Source organism: Maribacter polysaccharolyticus (assembly GCF_028882255.1).
GTDB classification, from domain to species: Bacteria; Bacteroidota; Bacteroidia; order Flavobacteriales; family Flavobacteriaceae; genus Maribacter_A; species Maribacter_A polysaccharolyticus.
Genome location: NZ_JARBUY010000003.1, coordinates 471563 through 489078, shown reverse-complemented (window position 1 = coordinate 489078; position 17516 = coordinate 471563). Strand labels below are relative to the sequence as shown.

General features: G+C 43.3%; 12 protein-coding genes. 4 read left to right on the top strand and 8 right to left on the bottom strand.

All coding sequences use genetic code 11. From position 1 onward, the window contains the following. Positions 1–51 precede the first annotated feature (51 nt). Positions 52–1227, top strand: coding sequence for an acyl-CoA dehydrogenase family protein (locus PHU20_RS11650; RefSeq protein WP_274825544.1), 1176 nt, complete (start codon positions 52–54; stop codon positions 1225–1227). Positions 1228–1512: 285 nt separating this feature from the next. Here the strand turns inward: PHU20_RS11650 and PHU20_RS11645 are convergent, their stop codons facing one another. The 7 genes from PHU20_RS11645 to PHU20_RS11615 form a co-directional block, all read right to left on the bottom strand. Beyond that, entirely contained in the window at positions 1513–3954 is a 2442-nt protein-coding gene (locus PHU20_RS11645) for a glycoside hydrolase family 2 TIM barrel-domain containing protein (protein WP_274825543.1), read from the bottom strand. 123 nt (positions 3955–4077) lie between these two features. Continuing rightward, entirely contained in the window at positions 4078–4446 is a 369-nt protein-coding gene (locus PHU20_RS11640; protein ID WP_274825542.1) for a DUF7009 family protein, read from the bottom strand. Between the two features lie 128 nt (positions 4447–4574). Continuing rightward, the gene (locus tag PHU20_RS11635) at positions 4575–8027 is read right to left on the bottom strand and encodes a methylmalonyl-CoA mutase family protein (RefSeq protein ID WP_274825541.1); all 3453 of its coding nucleotides are present in this window, start codon (positions 8025–8027) and stop codon (positions 4575–4577) included. A gap of 227 nt (positions 8028–8254) precedes the next feature. After that, on the bottom strand, positions 8255–8656 hold the full coding sequence (locus PHU20_RS11630) for an ACT domain-containing protein (protein WP_274825540.1): 402 nt from the start codon (positions 8654–8656) through the stop codon (positions 8255–8257). Beyond that, complete coding sequence (locus PHU20_RS11625) at positions 8657–8896, bottom strand: CBU_0592 family membrane protein (protein WP_274825539.1); 240 nt, start codon at positions 8894–8896, stop codon at positions 8657–8659. Positions 8897–9021: 125 nt separating this feature from the next. Next, positions 9022–9906 carry a hypothetical protein gene (locus tag PHU20_RS11620; protein ID WP_274825538.1) on the bottom strand — a complete coding sequence of 295 codons (885 nt, stop codon included), beginning with the start codon at positions 9904–9906 and terminating at the stop codon, positions 9022–9024. 75 nt (positions 9907–9981) lie between these two features. After that, positions 9982–11514, bottom strand: a complete 1533-nt coding sequence (locus tag PHU20_RS11615) for an amidase (protein WP_274825537.1) — start codon at positions 11512–11514, stop codon at positions 9982–9984. Positions 11515–11865: 351 nt separating this feature from the next. On the opposite strand from PHU20_RS11615, the gene PHU20_RS11610 reads away from it, so the two are divergent. Together PHU20_RS11610 and PHU20_RS11605 are read left to right on the top strand one after the other, a co-directional pair. Next, positions 11866–13164 carry a serine hydrolase domain-containing protein gene (locus tag PHU20_RS11610; RefSeq protein WP_274825536.1) on the top strand — a complete coding sequence of 433 codons (1299 nt, stop codon included), beginning with the start codon at positions 11866–11868 and terminating at the stop codon, positions 13162–13164. Positions 13165–13408: 244 nt separating this feature from the next. Beyond that, positions 13409–15820, top strand: a complete 2412-nt coding sequence (locus tag PHU20_RS11605) for an outer membrane beta-barrel family protein (protein ID WP_274825535.1) — start codon at positions 13409–13411, stop codon at positions 15818–15820. Between the two features lie 20 nt (positions 15821–15840). Here PHU20_RS11605 and PHU20_RS11600 read toward each other — a convergent pair whose 3' ends face one another. Then, positions 15841–16467, bottom strand: a complete 627-nt coding sequence (locus PHU20_RS11600; RefSeq protein WP_274825534.1) for a class I SAM-dependent methyltransferase — start codon at positions 16465–16467, stop codon at positions 15841–15843. A 398-nt stretch (positions 16468–16865) separates the two neighbouring features. Between PHU20_RS11600 and PHU20_RS11595 the strand changes: the two genes are divergently transcribed. Continuing rightward, positions 16866–17504 carry a hypothetical protein gene (locus PHU20_RS11595; RefSeq protein WP_274825533.1) on the top strand — a complete coding sequence of 213 codons (639 nt, stop codon included), beginning with the start codon at positions 16866–16868 and terminating at the stop codon, positions 17502–17504. Positions 17505–17516: the final 12 nt, after the last annotated feature.

Here is a 17516-nt window from a genome sequence, read left to right as displayed (position 1 = left end):
CGGTGTTGATATGTTATATTTCTTTATTTATATTTGAGTAAAATCAACTCGATGAAACCCGACGTATTTGAAGCACCTGATTATTACCATCTCGACGATCTATTTTCGGAAGAACATTTGTTGGTGCGCGATGCGACCCGCCAATGGGTAAAACGCGAAATCTCGCCAATTATCGAAGCTTATGCCCAAAAGGCGGAGTTTCCCAAACAAATCTTAAGTGGTTTGGCCGAAATCGGGGCTTTTGGCCCCTACATTCCGGAAGCTTACGGCGGTGCGGGATTGGATCAAATAAGTTACGGACTCATTATGCAGGAAATTGAACGGGGCGATAGCGGCATACGCTCCACGGCCTCGGTGCAATCTTCACTGGTAATGTATCCCATTCTCAAATATGGGACCGAGGAGCAACGTCAAAAGTACCTGCCCAAATTGGCTGCCGGCGAACTCATAGGCTGTTTTGGACTTACCGAACCCAACCACGGCTCCAATCCGGGGGGGATGGAAACCAAATTCAAGGAAATGGACGACCATTACCTATTGAACGGGGCAAAACTTTGGATCTCGAATTCCCCCTTTGCCGATATTGCCATCGTATGGGCAAAGAATGAAGACGGACGTATCCATGGTTTGATCGTTGAACGCGGCATGGAAGGTTTTTCTACCCCGGAAACCCATGGCAAGTGGTCTTTACGTGCCTCGGCCACCGGCGAACTTATTTTTGACAATGTAAAAGTGCCTAAGGAAAATCTATTACCGGGTAAAAACGGATTGGGGGCCCCTTTGGGTTGTTTGGATTCCGCACGGTATGGAATCGCATGGGGCGCCATCGGAGCGGCCATGGATTGTTATGACACCGCATTGCGTTATGCCAAGGAACGCATACAATTCGGAAAACCCATTGCCGCCAAACAACTACAGCAGAAAAAATTGGCCGAGATGATCACCGAGATTACCAAAGCACAATTATTGACCTTTCGATTGGGCCAATTAAAAAATGAAGACCGCGCAACTACGGCACAAATCTCCATGGCCAAACGCAACAATGTGGATATGGCCTTAAAAATTGCCCGGGAAGCAAGACAAATATTGGGCGCTATGGGAATTACCGGGGATTATAGCATTATGCGGCATATGATGAACTTGGAGAGTGTCGTCACTTATGAAGGTACGCATGATATCCACCTTTTGATTACCGGAGCCGATATTACCGGGCTACCGGCTTTTTAATCGGAAAAATTCATAAAACTCTTCCGATCATTCCCTTTTAAGACCTAATGGCTTGTAAACGACCATAAGTTTTTCCCCTTTAAAACAAGATACAAGGCGGACACCACAACTTTTGGGCACTTCACATCATTTCTTTTCAACGGGGTGTACATTACCCTACTTTTACCATGTAATAAAAACGAAATAAGATTTTTCATTTTCATATAGTGTTCTCGTAAAAGAGTCTGGTCTTTATTGATCGGACTCTTTTTAGTTTAACACCTTTCTATAAGTTAGGGCCTTGAATTACAAAGGCTTTTTAGAAGACAAAACGATTTCAGCACTTTTCAATCCTTTACCTGTTACGGATAATTCAATTGAACCGGCCTTTTCGGTAGTTGTTACCAAAACGACCAGTTTTCCACTAAACAATTTCATGGTCGGATGATGGAACATCTCTAGGGATGTAGGATCCCCGTTGCACGCAGCCCTATACTTACCTTCACCCTTGACCTTAAACTTTAATTGGTTTGTAGCTGTCGGGCATAAAATCCCATGTTTATCAACTACAGAAACGGTAACGAATGCCAAATCTTCGCCATCGGCATTCAATTGGATCCCATCGGGATCAAGTACTATTTTATAAGGTTTACCCGCAGTGACCATCTCTTTCTCCGCCGCTATCTTACCCTTTCCATCAAAAGCAACAACCTTTATTGTACCAGGTTCGTATTGAACATCCATCCACATAAGGCGATATCTGTTCTTTGCTGTTCCAGAATGCTTTTTCCGAACACCCATACTTTTCCCGTTCACGAACAACTCTGCGCTGTCATAACTTGTATAAACGAAAACCGGCGTAATCTCGCCTTCACGTCCTTCCCAATTCCAATGGGGCAGTATATGTAATGTTTCCTCATCGGTATTCCATCGACTACGATATAAATAATAACGGTCTTTTGGTAGCCCTGCCAAATCATTGATGCCAAAATATGAACTTCGCGAAGGCCACTTTTCATCATATGGCGTAGGCTCTCCCAAATAATCAAAACCTGTCCATACGAACTCACCAAGGACCCAAGACTTATCATCTTGCCAAACAAAATCGTCATCAGGAATATTCGACCAACTGCAGGATTCCAAATCATAAGAAGAACTTTGATAGTCCTTGTATTGTTTCATTTTAGCCTCGACCACTGGAAATTTGTAAATACCACGCGAACTTACCGTTGAAGCAGTCTCTGACCCCAAAATGAACCCTTGGGGAAATTTTTCATAAGCTTCTTCGTATAACGGTAAACGATAATTAAGTCCTGGGATATCGAGAATGGCACCAAAGCCGGATTCCATCGAATTCTGTACTTGATCCATACCTACCGTAACCGGTCGTGTTGGGTCCTCACGATGAAAAATGTCCTGTATCCATTTTGCCCGTTTTACCCCAACTAGGCCATATTGATCGGGAACTTCATTCCCCGCACTCCACATTACGATACTTGGGTGATTACGGGTTGCCCGAACCAAATTGACGATATCTTTCTCAGCATATTCTTCAAAAAACCGATTATATCCGTTTTCAACCTTAGGTTTTGCCCATTCATCAAAGCTTTCCGCCAAGAACATAAAACCCATCTCATCACACAACTCCAGTTGTTCCAACGACGGCATATTATGTGAACTTCGAATGGCATCGCAACCCATATCTTTTAATATCCGTAATTGTCTTTTTAACGCCGAACGGTTAACAGCGGCACCAAGGGGTCCTAAATCGTGGTGCAGACAAACTCCTTTGAACTTTCTTATTTTGCCGTTTAAGCTAAAACCGGTTTTTGAATCATATTTTATTTCACGTATTCCAAAACGAGTGGTTACTTCATCTTTCAACTCGTCACCAACAAACAATTGAGAAACTGCCGTATAGAGATAAGGTGACTCGGGACTCCATAATTTAGGATCAGGCACTGCAATGTTCTGATCGAATTCATTACCGAATTTTAAGTGGGCTATATCGGTGGAAAGGGTATCACCTACCGCATCGATTATCCGAGTAACCAAATGAACACCATCGCCGGATGCTTTTGTCTTAATGTTCACTTTTGCCATTTCGGGGGAAATAAACGGTGTGGTTATAAACGTTCCCCATAGATCTATACTCTCTTTATTCTTGACGATTACGCGAACATTCCTGTATAGTCCGGCTCCTGGATACCAGCGCGATGAAGATTCAACATTCGTAAGTTGTACCGCGATCGTATTTAACTTATCGGCCAAAACCTGCTCTGTAATATCAAAATGGAAATAACTATATCCATAGCCCCACTCACCTACCTTGTTGCCATTTACGTAAACTTTGGGTTCGCTCATGGCCCCTTCAAAAAGCAAAATTACCTTTTGTCCTTTTTTATACTGGGGAATCCTGAACTTGTTTCGATACCATCCTTGGCCAACATATGGCAAAGCTCCGGTTCTCCCGGTTTTCTCAGTGGCCACCTTCTCATTATTCTGTTCAATAGCAACCACCTGCTTATCTATTTCCTTATCAAAAGGACCATAAATAGCCCAATCATGGGGAATGGTCACCGATTGCCATTTAGAATCGTCGAAAGCCATCTTATAAGCCATACTATCCTGGCCTTTGTGGAATTTCCAATTTTTTTTAAGGGTCAAAACACTACGAACTTGGCCTAGAACGATGGCGGGAACACATAAGAACAGAAAAAAGAGAGGGCGAAATCGGTTTAATACCATGCTGAATGTTTAAAGTCAATATCATTACATATGCCTGAATCTAACACTATTATCAAATCGGGCCTTTCACTAAAGATGTACTTTTTCCTAATTCGTATCAAACGATGAAAAAGGAAAGTCACATCAGCATTGCCCTGCCTTGGGATTCGGGTATTTGTCGGTCTGGTCCTCATGGGTATTGTCCAAACAAGCAAAGTCTTTCTCCAATAAAAGAAAGAACGTACTCCCATCCGCAAGGAGTTCACGATGGTCTATACCCACCACGTCATTATCATACCATTCTTTTGCAAAGCTTTCAGGCACGTAAAGTGTTATGGTATTGCCATTGAAATCTACCTGCAAATTATTGATCTGTTTCTGCTTTACCCCGTAATTAAAGGTGGTTGAACTGAACTGGGTAGATTCCTTAATGGAACCTTCGGTACAGAACTTTTTCACCTCGGTAGGTGTCAATCGAAAACGGACGGAATTTTCTTTGATACGTATTTTCATAACTCGTATTATGGTATTTCAAAGATACGGATTTTGATGGCACAATGCTTCCTAACACGACCCAAAACACCAAGAAATACCCTTGATTAATTCCTGATTATCCCCATTGCATCCGAAGGACTTAAAGCTCACATATTCCTACGATACCGCCCTCCTACTTCGAACAGGGCAGCGGTAATCTGGCCCAACGAGCAACACTTGGTGACCTCCATAAGATGTTCAAAAAGGTTTTCGTTATGTATTGCAGCTTGCTGCAATCCCTGAAGTATGGGCCCCACCTCAGCGGAATTTGCCTTATGGAGGCTTTCCTTGGTCCGGATTTGAATTTGTTTTTCCTCTTCTGTCGCACGGATCACCTCCGCAGGCATTAAGGTAGGTGACCCCTTGGAACTTAAAAAGGTATTTACCCCGACAATAGGATAGCCTCCCGAATGCTTTAAAGTCTCATAATGAAGGCTTTCCTCTTGTATTTTGTTTCTTTGGTACATGGTTTCCATAGCCCCCAATACCCCTCCACGATCGGTGATACGGTCAAACTCCAACAAAACGGCCTCCTCGACCAGATCGGTCAATTCTTCAATGATAAAGGCTCCTTGGAGCGGGTTTTCATTCTTGGCCAATCCCAACTCCTTGGTAATGATCAATTGGATGGCCATGGCCCTGCGTACCGATTCCTCGGTAGGCGTAGTGATGGCCTCATCATAAGCATTGGTGTGCAAGGAATTGCAATTGTCATAAATGGCATATAGGGCTTGTAAGGTGGTTCGTATATCGTTAAAATCAATTTCCTGGGCATGCAAACTTCGTCCTGAGGTCTGTATATGGTATTTGAGCATCTGTGCCCTTTCGTTGGCCCCATACTTTTCTTTCATGGCCTTGGCCCATATTCGGCGGGCAACCCTACCGATGACCGCATATTCGGGATCGATGCCATTGCTGAAGAAGAAGGAGAGGTTCGGACCAAAATCGTCAATATCCATTCCCCGGTTCAAATAATACTCTACGTACGTAAAACCATTCGAAAGTGTAAATGCCAATTGGGAGATGGGGTTGGCCCCTGCTTCGGCAATATGGTACCCCGAAATGGATACCGAATAAAAGTTCCGCACCTTTTCCCTAATGAAATATTCTTGAACATCACCCATTAACCGCAATGCGAACTCCGTGGAAAAAATGCACGTATTCTGGGCTTGGTCCTCCTTTAAAATATCGGCTTGTACCGTCCCGCGTACTTGGTATAAGGTGCTAGACTTTATCTTTTCATAAATATCCTGTGGTAGCACTTGGTCCCCGGTAACCCCCAACAACAATAAGCCCAGACCATCATGGCCCTCAGGAAGTTCCCCATTGTACTTTGGCCGTTCAAGCCCTTTCTTCCCATAAAGGGATGCTATCTTCGTTTCAACTTCCTTTTCCAATCCGTTTTCCTTGATATAGCGCTCACACTGTTGGTCTATGGCCGCATTCAAAAAGAACCCCAGCATCATTGGGGCCGGACCATTGATGGTCATACTCACCGAGGTCTTGCTATCGGTAAGGTTGAATCCTGAATATAATTTTTTGGCATCGTCCAAACAACATACCGACACTCCGGCATTTCCGATTTTCCCGTAAATATCGGGGCGATCGTCGGGGTCGTGCCCATAAAGGGTGACACTGTCGAAAGCCGTTGAAAGCCGTTTGGCAGGCAAGCCTTGGCTAACGTAATGGAAACGACGATTGGTACGTTCCGGTCCACCTTCACCGGCAAACATTCGGGTCGGATCTTCCCCCGTTCTTTTAAACGGGTATAAACCTGCAGTATAGGGAAATTCCCCTGGCACATTCTCTTGCAACATCCATCGTAGAAGGTCGCCCCAAGCTTGGTATCGTGGCAAAGCCACTTTAGGGATATGGTTGAAGGATAGCGTCTTGGTATGGGTTTCAATATTGATTTCCTTACCCCGAACCTTAAACGAATAAATTGGGGCTTTGTATGTACCGACTTTTTCATCCCATTGCAACAACATCTTCCAATAATACGGGTCAAGATCCATTTTTAAACGATCGAATTCTTTGAACAATAACACAAGAAGCCGATGTTTTTCTTCATCATTCAGAACTTGTTCCAATATTCCTCCCTGTTTTAACCCTGACTTGTTTAAATAGGATTTCCCCCTATCGTCAGAAAGGCCCGCAACAGCACAAATTGTTTTAAAGATGCCGTAAAGCTGCTGCGCAACTTGCACCTGCCCATTGACCTTCTGATCATAGGCCCGGTTACGCTCCGCAATTTCAGAAAGATATCGGGTACGGGCCGGTGGAATCACATATACCTTCTCGGATTGTTCCTTGGAAATGGCTAAGCTTGATTTTAGGTCCGCCCCGGTCTTTTCAACCAATCGATCCATAATGGCCCTGTAAAGGGTATTCATGCCAGGGTCGTTGAATTGGGATGCGATGGTTCCGAAAACAGGTAATTGATCCCGGTCCAAATGCCACAGATCATTGTTGCGCATGTATTGCTTCCTTACATCCCGCAAAGCATCCAGGGCACCGCGTTTATCAAATTTGTTAATGGCCACCACATCGGCAAAATCGAGCATGTCTATTTTCTCAAGTTGGGTAGCTGCCCCAAATTCGGGGGTCATCACATAAAGTGACATATCGCTATGTTCCAATATCTCGGTATCGGATTGCCCGATACCGGAAGTTTCGAGAATGATAAGATCGAAATGAGCGGCCTTTAAAATATCCACTGCTTCCTGTACATGCCTAGAGAGGGCCAAATTGCTTTGGCGGGTTGCCAAACTACGCATATACACCCTAGGGGTATTTATGGCATTCATCCGTATCCTATCACCAAGCAAGGCACCTCCCGTCTTTCGTTTGGAAGGATCCACAGAAACGATCCCGATAGTCCTTTGGGGGAAATCCAACAAAAAGCGGCGTACCAACTCATCTACCAAAGAAGATTTCCCAGCACCTCCTGTACCCGTGACCCCAAGTACGGGAATCTTGGAGAACTTGATATTGGCCCGTATCCTTTCCAACGCACTATGAGCCACATCCGGGAAATTTTCGGCAGCGGAAATCATCCTTGCGATGGCCTTATGTTCCTTTTTCCCGATACGTTGAAGTTCATCCGACAACCTGTCCCCAATGGGAAAATCGGACCGACGGACCAAATCATTGATCATTCCCTGAAGGCCCATGGCACGTCCATCATCGGGCGAGTACACCCGGGTAATCCCATAATCCATCAAATCCTTGATCTCGGCAGGAAGAATGACACCGCCCCCGCCACAGAAGATCTTAATATGGTCGACCCCTCTTTCCTTGAGTAAATCGAACATATATTTGAAGTACTCATTATGTCCACCTTGATAGGAGGTCATCGCAATGGCATTGACATCTTCCTGTATCGCGGTATTCACCACCTCATCGACACTACGGTCATGACCAAGGTGAATGACCTCGACCCCTGTGGCCTGAATGATCCGGCGCATAATATTTATCGTGGCATCGTGCCCATCAAAAAGTGAAGCTGCCGTAACAATGCGCACTTTATTTTTAGGATGATAAGGAGTTACTTGTTTCATCTGTAATGAATGGTCTTTTTCAGTATATTAATTTACGGAATATTCAATGAAAAGAATCAAAATTTTAGAATAACCCAATGCAACTGCAATAAGAAGTACATCTATGGGTTTTCTTGGGTACTTTTCGCTCATGGATAACAACCCCCTGTAAAGGCCCTATCCACTTATAGCCATTCAAGGGATCTGTAAACGCAATCGATCGACACCCCTGTTTATCGGAAAGCCCTTTATTCGTAGGTAGCGGACAACCCGGTCAATACCCCAATTGCCTTTTCCGCATCCTTTCGATCTACAAAAACATGATCATGGTAATACCCGGCAATCACATTACAACTAATAGCACTTTCTGCCAAGGCTTTGGAAAACAATGCCGTTAGTCCTACGGCCTGCAATGAGGAATGGACCTTTAAGGTAATCCAAGCGGCTACAAAGCCATATTCGAGACCCAAAGCATCGGCCCTTTGTCTATTCATGACCAACGTAACCCCTTCTTCCTCCTTGAATTCACAAACCGTATCGTTTCTATCGATTTTTTCCAAGTCCTTTACCGTAACAAAAACATAATCCCCATTGTGTAATTCGGGTGCCATACTTTTGATTAATTTGGAAAGATCCGTTTCACCTGCCATCTATACACTTTTTTTATATTTGATCAGGGTAATAAGGGATACCATGGCCCAGACCCCTTCCAAGATAATAAATGGCATATACTGCATTAAAACGGAAGCTGTACAGGCCAGACTTGCGCCCGCAAAATTCAAGATAATGAAGGTAAGGTCTTCCTTCTCCAGTTTCCCGAATACATTCAACATATATGCAAGCAGTATTTGAAACACGCCTATAAATCCTATCCAGTCTACCGTATCCATCCCATTCTCTTTTATATTGTCCCAAAATTAACCTTTCGCCCAATAACCCGTAACGATTACATCGATGAAACGGCACCCCTTGTATCTAAACCCTGGAAACGCAGGGTATTTTTTTGGGAATAGTTTCACGCCATCCTAAAAATGGTATAACCCCGAGACCACTTGGAGGTTTCACCGGGCTGAATGACAATAGGAAAGAACAACTCTGGGGAAATCACATGTTTCCACCCCCATACATTTACCTTATCGGTCTCAAAATCGGCTTTCCCACGAATGGCAACTTTGTGTTTTAGGTTTTGTAATTCCCATGAAGCCCCAATCCGTTCATTGCCCGGAAGATTACTGAAAAAAAATTGGTCATTGGGTGTCCCCGTAAATCCAATTCCATTCTCCCCTATAACCACCTTTCCTTCAATGTTCACATACTCCCCAAAAAGTGCGGGTTTTAAGGAAAACGGGAATTTCAAGATATAATCACTTCCCATGAATTCGTTGTTTATGGCCATAAAATTATGAACATACTCATCGGTTTTGATCTCTTTCTGCCCAACGTTCCGCAGCATATAATCTATGGTAAAACCATTCTCCCTCAAGGTGATTTTCTTTTTGAGCACATAGCCATACCCATTGACCATTTCCGACGTACAGGTTATTGCTATATGGTCGTCACCAACAACGACCATGAATTTGGCCGGTCTGGTTTCATACGTACGATGGAATAGGTATTCAGGATCCTCTTTCTTTAATAGGCCCACCCCTATTTTATGGAACCACCCTCCTAGGGAGGTCTCCTCAAAACCCAAGGGGGATGTAATACCGAACTCATTGTAAAACCCCTTGCCCAAAACGGCATTATCCACATAATCGATGTTTTCGGCTATGGTCAATGGTAAACCCTGGAATTTTACGGTGGTGATTTTCCCCGTCCAGTCAAAGCGTGCGGCACTATACCCTTCCAAGGGGTCGTCTATTTGAATTTCCAGATCGTTGTTTTTCAATATATAGGTCATTCCAAAAAGTGGTTTTGGTTTCTATTAATTTGGTTTTACTTTAGCCCTCTAGGAGAATACGTTTTACCTATGTCCCTAGGGATCCATTCTCGGAGGCTTGCGGTTTTTGGTACCTTGTTCGTAGGCATAGGCAAGTTTCACCAAGGTGGCTTCGCTATACATTCTTCCCAAAAACTGGAGTCCGGCAGGTAAGTCCCCCTTTGAAAAACCCATTGGGACCGTAAAGGCCGGCTGTCCCGTATGGGGTGCGATTACTTGATTGTTATCCCCCTTGTATTCCGTATCATAATTTTCGATCCTTGCCGGTTTAAAGTTCCAGGAGGGGTATACCAAAGCATCGAGTTCCAAAGAATCCATTACCTTTTCAATAGCTTCCCTAAACGCGATTCTCCGATCATCGTGGTAGGCATCCAAACAGGGCTTTCCTTCGCTTTTCTTGCCACTGCTTTCCACATGTGCCTTTAATCGTTTATTTGAAAATTCGGAGGTAGAGCCGATACGGACAACATCCTCCAAGGTTTTAATGGTATCCCTTTTTACATAAGCGGCCAAAAACGATTCAAGGTCTTCCTTAAAGGTGGCGCACCACTGATCTTGCCTTAATTCGGAGAAACCCGGAATGTTCCCGGGATCTATGATTTCTGCCCCCAAGGTATCCAAATCCGCGATGGCTTTTTTGAACAGTTCCTTTATTTCAGGGTCTATCCCACTTTCGCTCAGTTCGCGCAACACCCCGATCCTAGCACCTTCCAATCCGTTTTTTATCAGAAAACCACTATAACTTCCCTTTGTTTTCCCCAAAGAATTTTTAGTGATCGGATCCTTCGGGTCCATACCTACCATGACTTCCATCATTCGTGTAGCATCCGCAACGGTACGGCACATGGGACCTACCACGTCATTGCGTAAATAAAGGGGAACGATCCCTTCCCTACTTATCAGCCCCAATGTTGTTCTAAACCCTACCAATGAACAATGGGATGATGGCCCACGAATGGAGTTACCTGTATCGGTACCCAAGCCCCCAACGGCAAGATTGGCGGCAACGGAAGCAGCAGTCCCCCCACTGGATCCTGCCGGCACATAATCCGGATTATATGGATTTCGGGTTATACCCCCTGTAGAACTTTCGGTATGCATAGGGGAAAAGGCCCATTCGGCCATATTGGATTTTCCAATGATTATGGCCCCCGCCTGTACTAATTTCTTTATTACAAAGGCATCTTCCGTCGGAAAATAATCCTTTAGGGCAAAAGCTCCTGCGGTCGTCGGCATTCCGACTGTATTTATATTGTCCTTTATGATTATCGGTATACCGTGTAAGGGACGTAATACGTTGGTTCTTTCATACTCCGCATCGAGTTCCTTGGCAATTGCAAGGGCATTCGGATTTACGATCGTAATGGCATTTGTTTTCGTATTGAACCGTTCGATCCTTTTTAAATAAACCGCCACCAATTCCTGGCTCGTGTAATTGCCTTGTTCGTAATTTCCATGGATATCCCCAATGGTCAGTTCCTCTACCGCTATTTCAGTTTTGGCCTCAGGGGATTTACACCCGAAAAAACTTAGGATCAAACAGCAAACAACAAAAATATTCCTTTTCATTTATGATGGTTTTGGTTGGTTTCATGGTTCCTCCAATACCATCTACCGAAACAAATGGCAATCGAAAAACAGGTTATGGCCCTTGGGGCCAAGATAAGAATTAAGCCGGAATTTCGGCCGAAGTTATTTTAAAGAGGGTTTGCCCTTTGGAAAGAACGAATTTGCACATCCGACGAAAACCATTTTGATGTTTAGACCCCTAGAATTGGCTTCAAATGGAATTTCCCATTCCGGATAATGTTAAAAACATTTAAAATTGATCTAAATACCATAAGAAAAAGGGTATTTCAACCGTTATTTAAGTATTTCATCCTATTTTCACAGCCCTCAAACTATCAAAGAACCGTTTCAATGCAGAGAAATAAAATAGTAATCGCATCTGCCCTCGTTATCTTAACCTTGTCGGCACTTACCTTACGTCTATACGACTCCAAACCCTCGGATAATCCCCAAAAGAAAGCTGTGACCGCGGTAGCAACCCGTGAAAAAGCGGCGAAGGATAAAAAGGATGCCATGCTTTACGCATCCAGACAAAAAAAATTGCAGACTGCTTTAACTGCGTATTTCAAGAAAGCCATAGCCGACGGGAGGGTCGTTGGAGCAGGAGTGAGTATTGTAAAAGGGGATTCCATTGTCATCTATGGGGGATTCGGAAAAAAGAACAGTCTTGGCAATAGTACGGTAAATGGGGAGACCGTTTTTAGATTGGGTTCTTTATCAAAAGGTTTCGCCGGTATTTTAGCCGCAAATATCAAAAGTGAAGGCAAATTGAATTGGACGGATAAAGTGAGTGACTTCCTTCCTGAATTTCAATTGGGTGATGGCACGAACACCAATAAGGTAACCTTAGCGAATATTTTATCACATACCTCGGGTACGCCCTACCACAGTTATACCAATCTTATTGAGGCGGGTCTGCCCTTAAGCGACATTGCCAAACAATTCAAGGAAGTAATGCCCATAAGCCAACCGGGCACTATGTACAGTTATCAAAATGCCATGTTCGCACTTTGTGGTGAAATGATGTGTAAAGCCACCGGAAAAAAAATAAACACCTTACTCTACGATAGGTTTTTTAAGCCTTTGGAGATGTGTACAACGACTACCGACCATGAGACCTTGGCACATACCGACAATATTGCCTTGCCCCATGTCAAAACCTACAGCGGTTGGAAGGCGGCGCACCTTAGAAACAACTATTACAATGCGGTCGCAGCAGGGGGCGTCAGTTCCAATGCCCATGATATGGGCCGTTGGATGCGTTTTTTATTGGGCCACAATCCCGACATCATGAAAAGTACTGCCATTCATGAGGCGTTCAACCCTTTTATCGAGATTCCGGGACACATGAAATATTATCAACGTTGGCCGGGACATACCGAATCGTATTATGGCTTTGGATGGCGGATCCATAAGTTCATTGAAGGGGATACCACTATTGAAAAAACCATCTGGCACCACGGGGGAAGCGTTAATAATTATAGAAATGAAATTGCCTTATACCCGGAATCCGATTTAGGTATTTGCGTATTGATGAACAACAATTCACCCATTGCGAAAACGGTAATCCCGGATTTATACGAAATAGTCAAAGAGGTCTATGGCCAAACAACCCCCAAAGAATTAAAGAAGATCGCAGCTACCTTATAACACCGCTTCCTTTCGCGACCGGATAATGGGCAATCACCATGCCATACCAATATAAACCATGGGAATCCAAAAAACAGGCAAAGAAAAACCATGATCCATTAGGCGACGCCATACCCTACAAGGCCCTGAAATAATTCATTACAAAGGAATTGACGGATTATCAAATGAATAAATTACAAACAAATTAAGTTTTTGTAGGAAAAATGACATTTTTTAGTAGATTTGATGTCTAACCAAATTTTACGTGAAATTCCTTCCGCATCTTTCTGCAGTGCTTATTGCACTTACGATTCCCATGAATGCACAGAACTATGGGGTTTCTGGTTCAGTCAAGGACACCGAAGGCCAAGGTATTGCCTTTGCGTCGGTCTATTTATTGGACGTCACCGACAGCACCATGGTAAAGGGTGTTTCTGCCGATGAAGAAGGAAAGTTCAACATCCCTACCGTACCCCCTAGCTTATATTTCATCAAGGCCAGTTATTTAGGTAAATCATCGTCTTTTGTCGGTCTCGATGTATCCAAGGATGTTACTTTGGGATCCATTGTCATTGATCAAAATATCGAAAATCTGGACGAAGTGGTGGTTACCTCCATAAAACCCAAGATAGAACGGTTATCCGATCGCCTTATTTTCAATGTGGAGAATACGGTGGTGTCCCAAGGAAGTTCCTGGGATGTCCTTAAACGTACCCCGGGGGTTATCGCCATGCAAGAAAACTTACTTGTACGTGGTCAAAATGCTACCGTTTACATCAATGACCGGAAGGTTCAATTATCGGACGAAGAAATAAATGAACTTTTGGAAAATTACCCGGCAGATCAAATAAAATTAATCGAGGTCATTAACAATCCCCCGGCAAAGTACGACGCTGAGGGTGGCCCGGTCCTGAACATCGTGACCAATAAAAATATTTCCTTGGGTTATAAAGGCAACATCAATGGCACCTATACCCAATCCGTATTCCCCAAATTCACTTTTGGATCTTCCCATTTTTACAAAACCGAAAAATTGAACTTGTTCGCTTCCTATAGATATGGCCCCAAAAAGGACTTTAAAACCACCGAAAGTACGGTTAATTTCATCGATGACACCGGAATTTTTTCCCGTTGGAAAACCGATTTCGATCAGACCATAAGAACAGAAAACCATACCGCACAATTCAATCTGGATTATACGATCAATGACAGGAATACCCTTATTTTAGCCTCGAACCTATCACATTCCCCCGACAAAACATACGACTTTATGCAGTTTACCGAAATGCGGAACGCAGCAAGTATTTTAGATTCGACCTTTATAACCCAAAGTGATCTTTTGGAAAATAAGGACAATTTTTCTGCGGATTTAACGTATGAACACCGTTTTAACGGGGAAGGAAGCCTGGTATTGAACGGCCATATTACAAAATACGATAGTGACAACTCCCAAGATGCATGGTCGGACTATTATGATGCCAATGACGAATTTTTAAGATCCTTCGGTTTTTATACCGATATGGCCCAAGATATTGACATCTACACCACCCAATTGGATATTACGACCCACATCGGAAGTTTTGATTTTGAAACCGGGCTGAAAGGCTCATTCATTAACTCAACCAGTGGATTTGCCTATTATAATACCACAAATGATGACCCGGTTTACATCTCCAGCCTATCGGACGAATACAGTTATGATGAAAAAGTCTTTGCTGGTTATTTCAGCCTATCCAAAGATTGGGAGAAAGTAAGCTTAAAAACAGGACTGCGCGCCGAACAGACCCAAAGTACGGGCTTTTCTGCCTCCCTATCCGAAATCAACGATTTAGACTACTTTGAACTGTTTCCTACCTTACACCTAACCTATAAGCCCCATGACAACCATAGCTTGGCATTCGATTATTCCCGAAAACTTATCCGACCGAGATATGAGGATCTGAATCCGTTTCGGTATTATATCAACGAAAATAATTATAGTGAGGGTAACCCGAACCTTAGCCCCAGTTTTAGCCATAACCTCAACCTGAACTATACCTTAAATGAGGAATATTATTTCGATTTTTATTATCGGGATAATGGCAATTACATATCTACCCTGGCCTTTCAGGACAATGAAAACCTCGTACTTCGCGATGTTACCCAGAATGTTTTGGAAAGCACATCCTACGGGTTCGACTTCAATTATGGAAAATCGCTGACCGATTGGTGGTATCTCTACAGCTATATTTCCATTTTTCATGAAGATGAGACTTTTGTTGCCCAGGAAAGCGACGATCAAATCGTTACGAATGAAATCGACGGGGGCTATATTGACCTCACGAATTACCTCAGCCTATCCAAAAATGGGACTTTTAAGGGGGAAATAGGGGTTACTTATCTTTCTGGTTTTTTAGAGGGGTCCTATACGTTGGAAGAATCGACCAACTTGACCCTTGGGTTACGAAAAACTTTATGGGACAATAGGGCCGTCATCAGTGTACAGGTCAATGATCTACTGAACAAGGTCAACAATTACACGACTTCAAAATACCTGAACCAGGACAATGCCTATTTTGCGCAAGAAGAGACCCAATACGTACGTTTAGGGATCACCTTTAATTTCGGTAATTTCAGGTTGGAGGACAATCAACGCGATATCGATAAAATTGAGCGCGACCGCCTTAGTGCCAACTAGTATATTACCGGGATGGGAAATTATCCGATTTTCTTCCCTATAAATCGAATGACCTTACTGGCTCCATTATGGAAGTTGCCTTCTTTGAGGTCAACGTTCACCTCTTCCAATTGCATGACCTCAAAACCGGGGAAATCCCTTCGTATCGAATCTTCCGAATACAGCATATCCACATTGCCCGGGCCACCGACTTTAGGATTCGCCTTTCTCAATGCCAAATGCCCCACACTGAACCCTTCTATAATCAGTAGTCCGCCCGGTTTTATCAACTCCGCGATTTTCCGGTGGTATTTTGATGCGATATTCGGTGGGAAATGTGCAAAAATCAGGGCTGCGGCATCAAAATTCCCATTTACAAGCGATAGATCGAAAAATTCCCCGACTTCATAATGTATGCCCACCTTTTCCCGTTCCGCCAATTTAAGGGCTTTATTCTTCCCCTCATTACTAATATCGAAGGCACTTACCTGCAAACCGTTTTTTGCCGCATATACCGCATTACGACCTTCACCTTCGGCAGGCAATAATAGGCTCCCTGTAAGTCGCTCTTGATCTATAATGGTCTTAAAAAATATATTGGGTGTCGTACCATAGGCATAATCCTCACTGGCATACCGGTCGTCCCACATTGTATTTTCCTTGTTCATTTATTCATGAAGTTGATTATATAGTACGGAAAGTCCCCTTTCAAAGATACGTAGTCTAGGTAACATCATGAACCTTACAGCCCCATGATTAAAGATCGGCTCCAAATCAAAATCGAGCGCATGGGACCTTCAATTTAAAGGAAAATTACCGTCGAAATCAAATCCGTTGTAATCTTTTGAACCATAAACCTTTTATAATCACCACATTTATTGCTTTAAAAGCATGTCAACAATATACCATTGACAATATTTAGGCTGATTTAGTAAAGGATTTTAATCTACACTCCCTTCTTTTTAGCAAAAACAAATAAATAATACAGGCCAGTATATTTAGTACTTTTCAGATTGACTTATATAGGGTTGAAGTTTTATCTTTTTAACGTTAAAAAGCATCCCCCATGCATATAGTCAACACGCCATTAGGTTTGATTAAAGTCCCCGCTATTCTCCTTTCCTGGATCCTGGACCTTGGACCTATTTTTTTTATTTCGATTTCCATTACGCCATCGCTCTTTTTATGTTGGTATTTTTATGAATTTGCCAAACAAAGCAGGGAGAAACGGTTGTGGTTAATGGAAAACGCCGGTCTATTGATGAAATACCGTCTGTTTACCGACCATCTTGAACATTTGGGACAATTGACCCCTGGCTGTAGTCATTGTAATGATCATAAAATGCAACTTTGGAACCATGAAAAACAGCGATTGTTGGTGGTACGCTGTAGATCATGCAAAATGACCTATACGCTTACCAGGGAACATTGCAAATACACCCGATTTATCCTTTCGGAGTTGGATTGGGCCATTTCCCTTACCAATACCCTTACCCATAATAGGCATAAGGCTTTGGGGAAATCCTTAATCAAAACCTTAGCCTTGGACCCCTCGTGTTTAAGGCCTGACATCAACCCTTTGGAGGTTTTTCATTTTTCATCACAAGAACTGGATCACCCGGAAACCGAATCCGCCAAGGACATTGTATTGAATGAATGGGAAGAGGTTTCCCCCATGGCTACTATTGAGCTACGGGTCATCTAGCAGGGTAAAACA

What these genes read in the sequence shown, in the direction of transcription:
- PHU20_RS11650 (WP_274825544.1), top strand. Translation starts at nt 52, where the DNA reads ATGAAACCCGACGTATTTGAAGCACCTGATTATTACCATCTCGACGAT.
- PHU20_RS11645 (WP_274825543.1), bottom strand. Translation starts at nt 3,954, where the DNA reads ATGGTATTAAACCGATTTCGCCCTCTCTTTTTTCTGTTCTTATGTGTT.
- PHU20_RS11640 (WP_274825542.1), bottom strand. Translation starts at nt 4,446, where the DNA reads ATGAAAATACGTATCAAAGAAAATTCCGTCCGTTTTCGATTGACACCT.
- PHU20_RS11635 (WP_274825541.1), bottom strand. Translation starts at nt 8,027, where the DNA reads ATGAAACAAGTAACTCCTTATCATCCTAAAAATAAAGTGCGCATTGTT.
- PHU20_RS11630 (WP_274825540.1), bottom strand. Translation starts at nt 8,656, where the DNA reads ATGGCAGGTGAAACGGATCTTTCCAAATTAATCAAAAGTATGGCACCC.
- PHU20_RS11625 (WP_274825539.1), bottom strand. Translation starts at nt 8,896, where the DNA reads ATGGATACGGTAGACTGGATAGGATTTATAGGCGTGTTTCAAATACTG.
- PHU20_RS11620 (WP_274825538.1), bottom strand. Translation starts at nt 9,906, where the DNA reads ATGACCTATATATTGAAAAACAACGATCTGGAAATTCAAATAGACGAC.
- PHU20_RS11615 (WP_274825537.1), bottom strand. Translation starts at nt 11,514, where the DNA reads ATGAAAAGGAATATTTTTGTTGTTTGCTGTTTGATCCTAAGTTTTTTC.
- PHU20_RS11610 (WP_274825536.1), top strand. Translation starts at nt 11,866, where the DNA reads ATGCAGAGAAATAAAATAGTAATCGCATCTGCCCTCGTTATCTTAACC.
- PHU20_RS11600 (WP_274825534.1), bottom strand. Translation starts at nt 16,467, where the DNA reads ATGAACAAGGAAAATACAATGTGGGACGACCGGTATGCCAGTGAGGAT.
- PHU20_RS11595 (WP_274825533.1), top strand. Translation starts at nt 16,866, where the DNA reads ATGCATATAGTCAACACGCCATTAGGTTTGATTAAAGTCCCCGCTATT.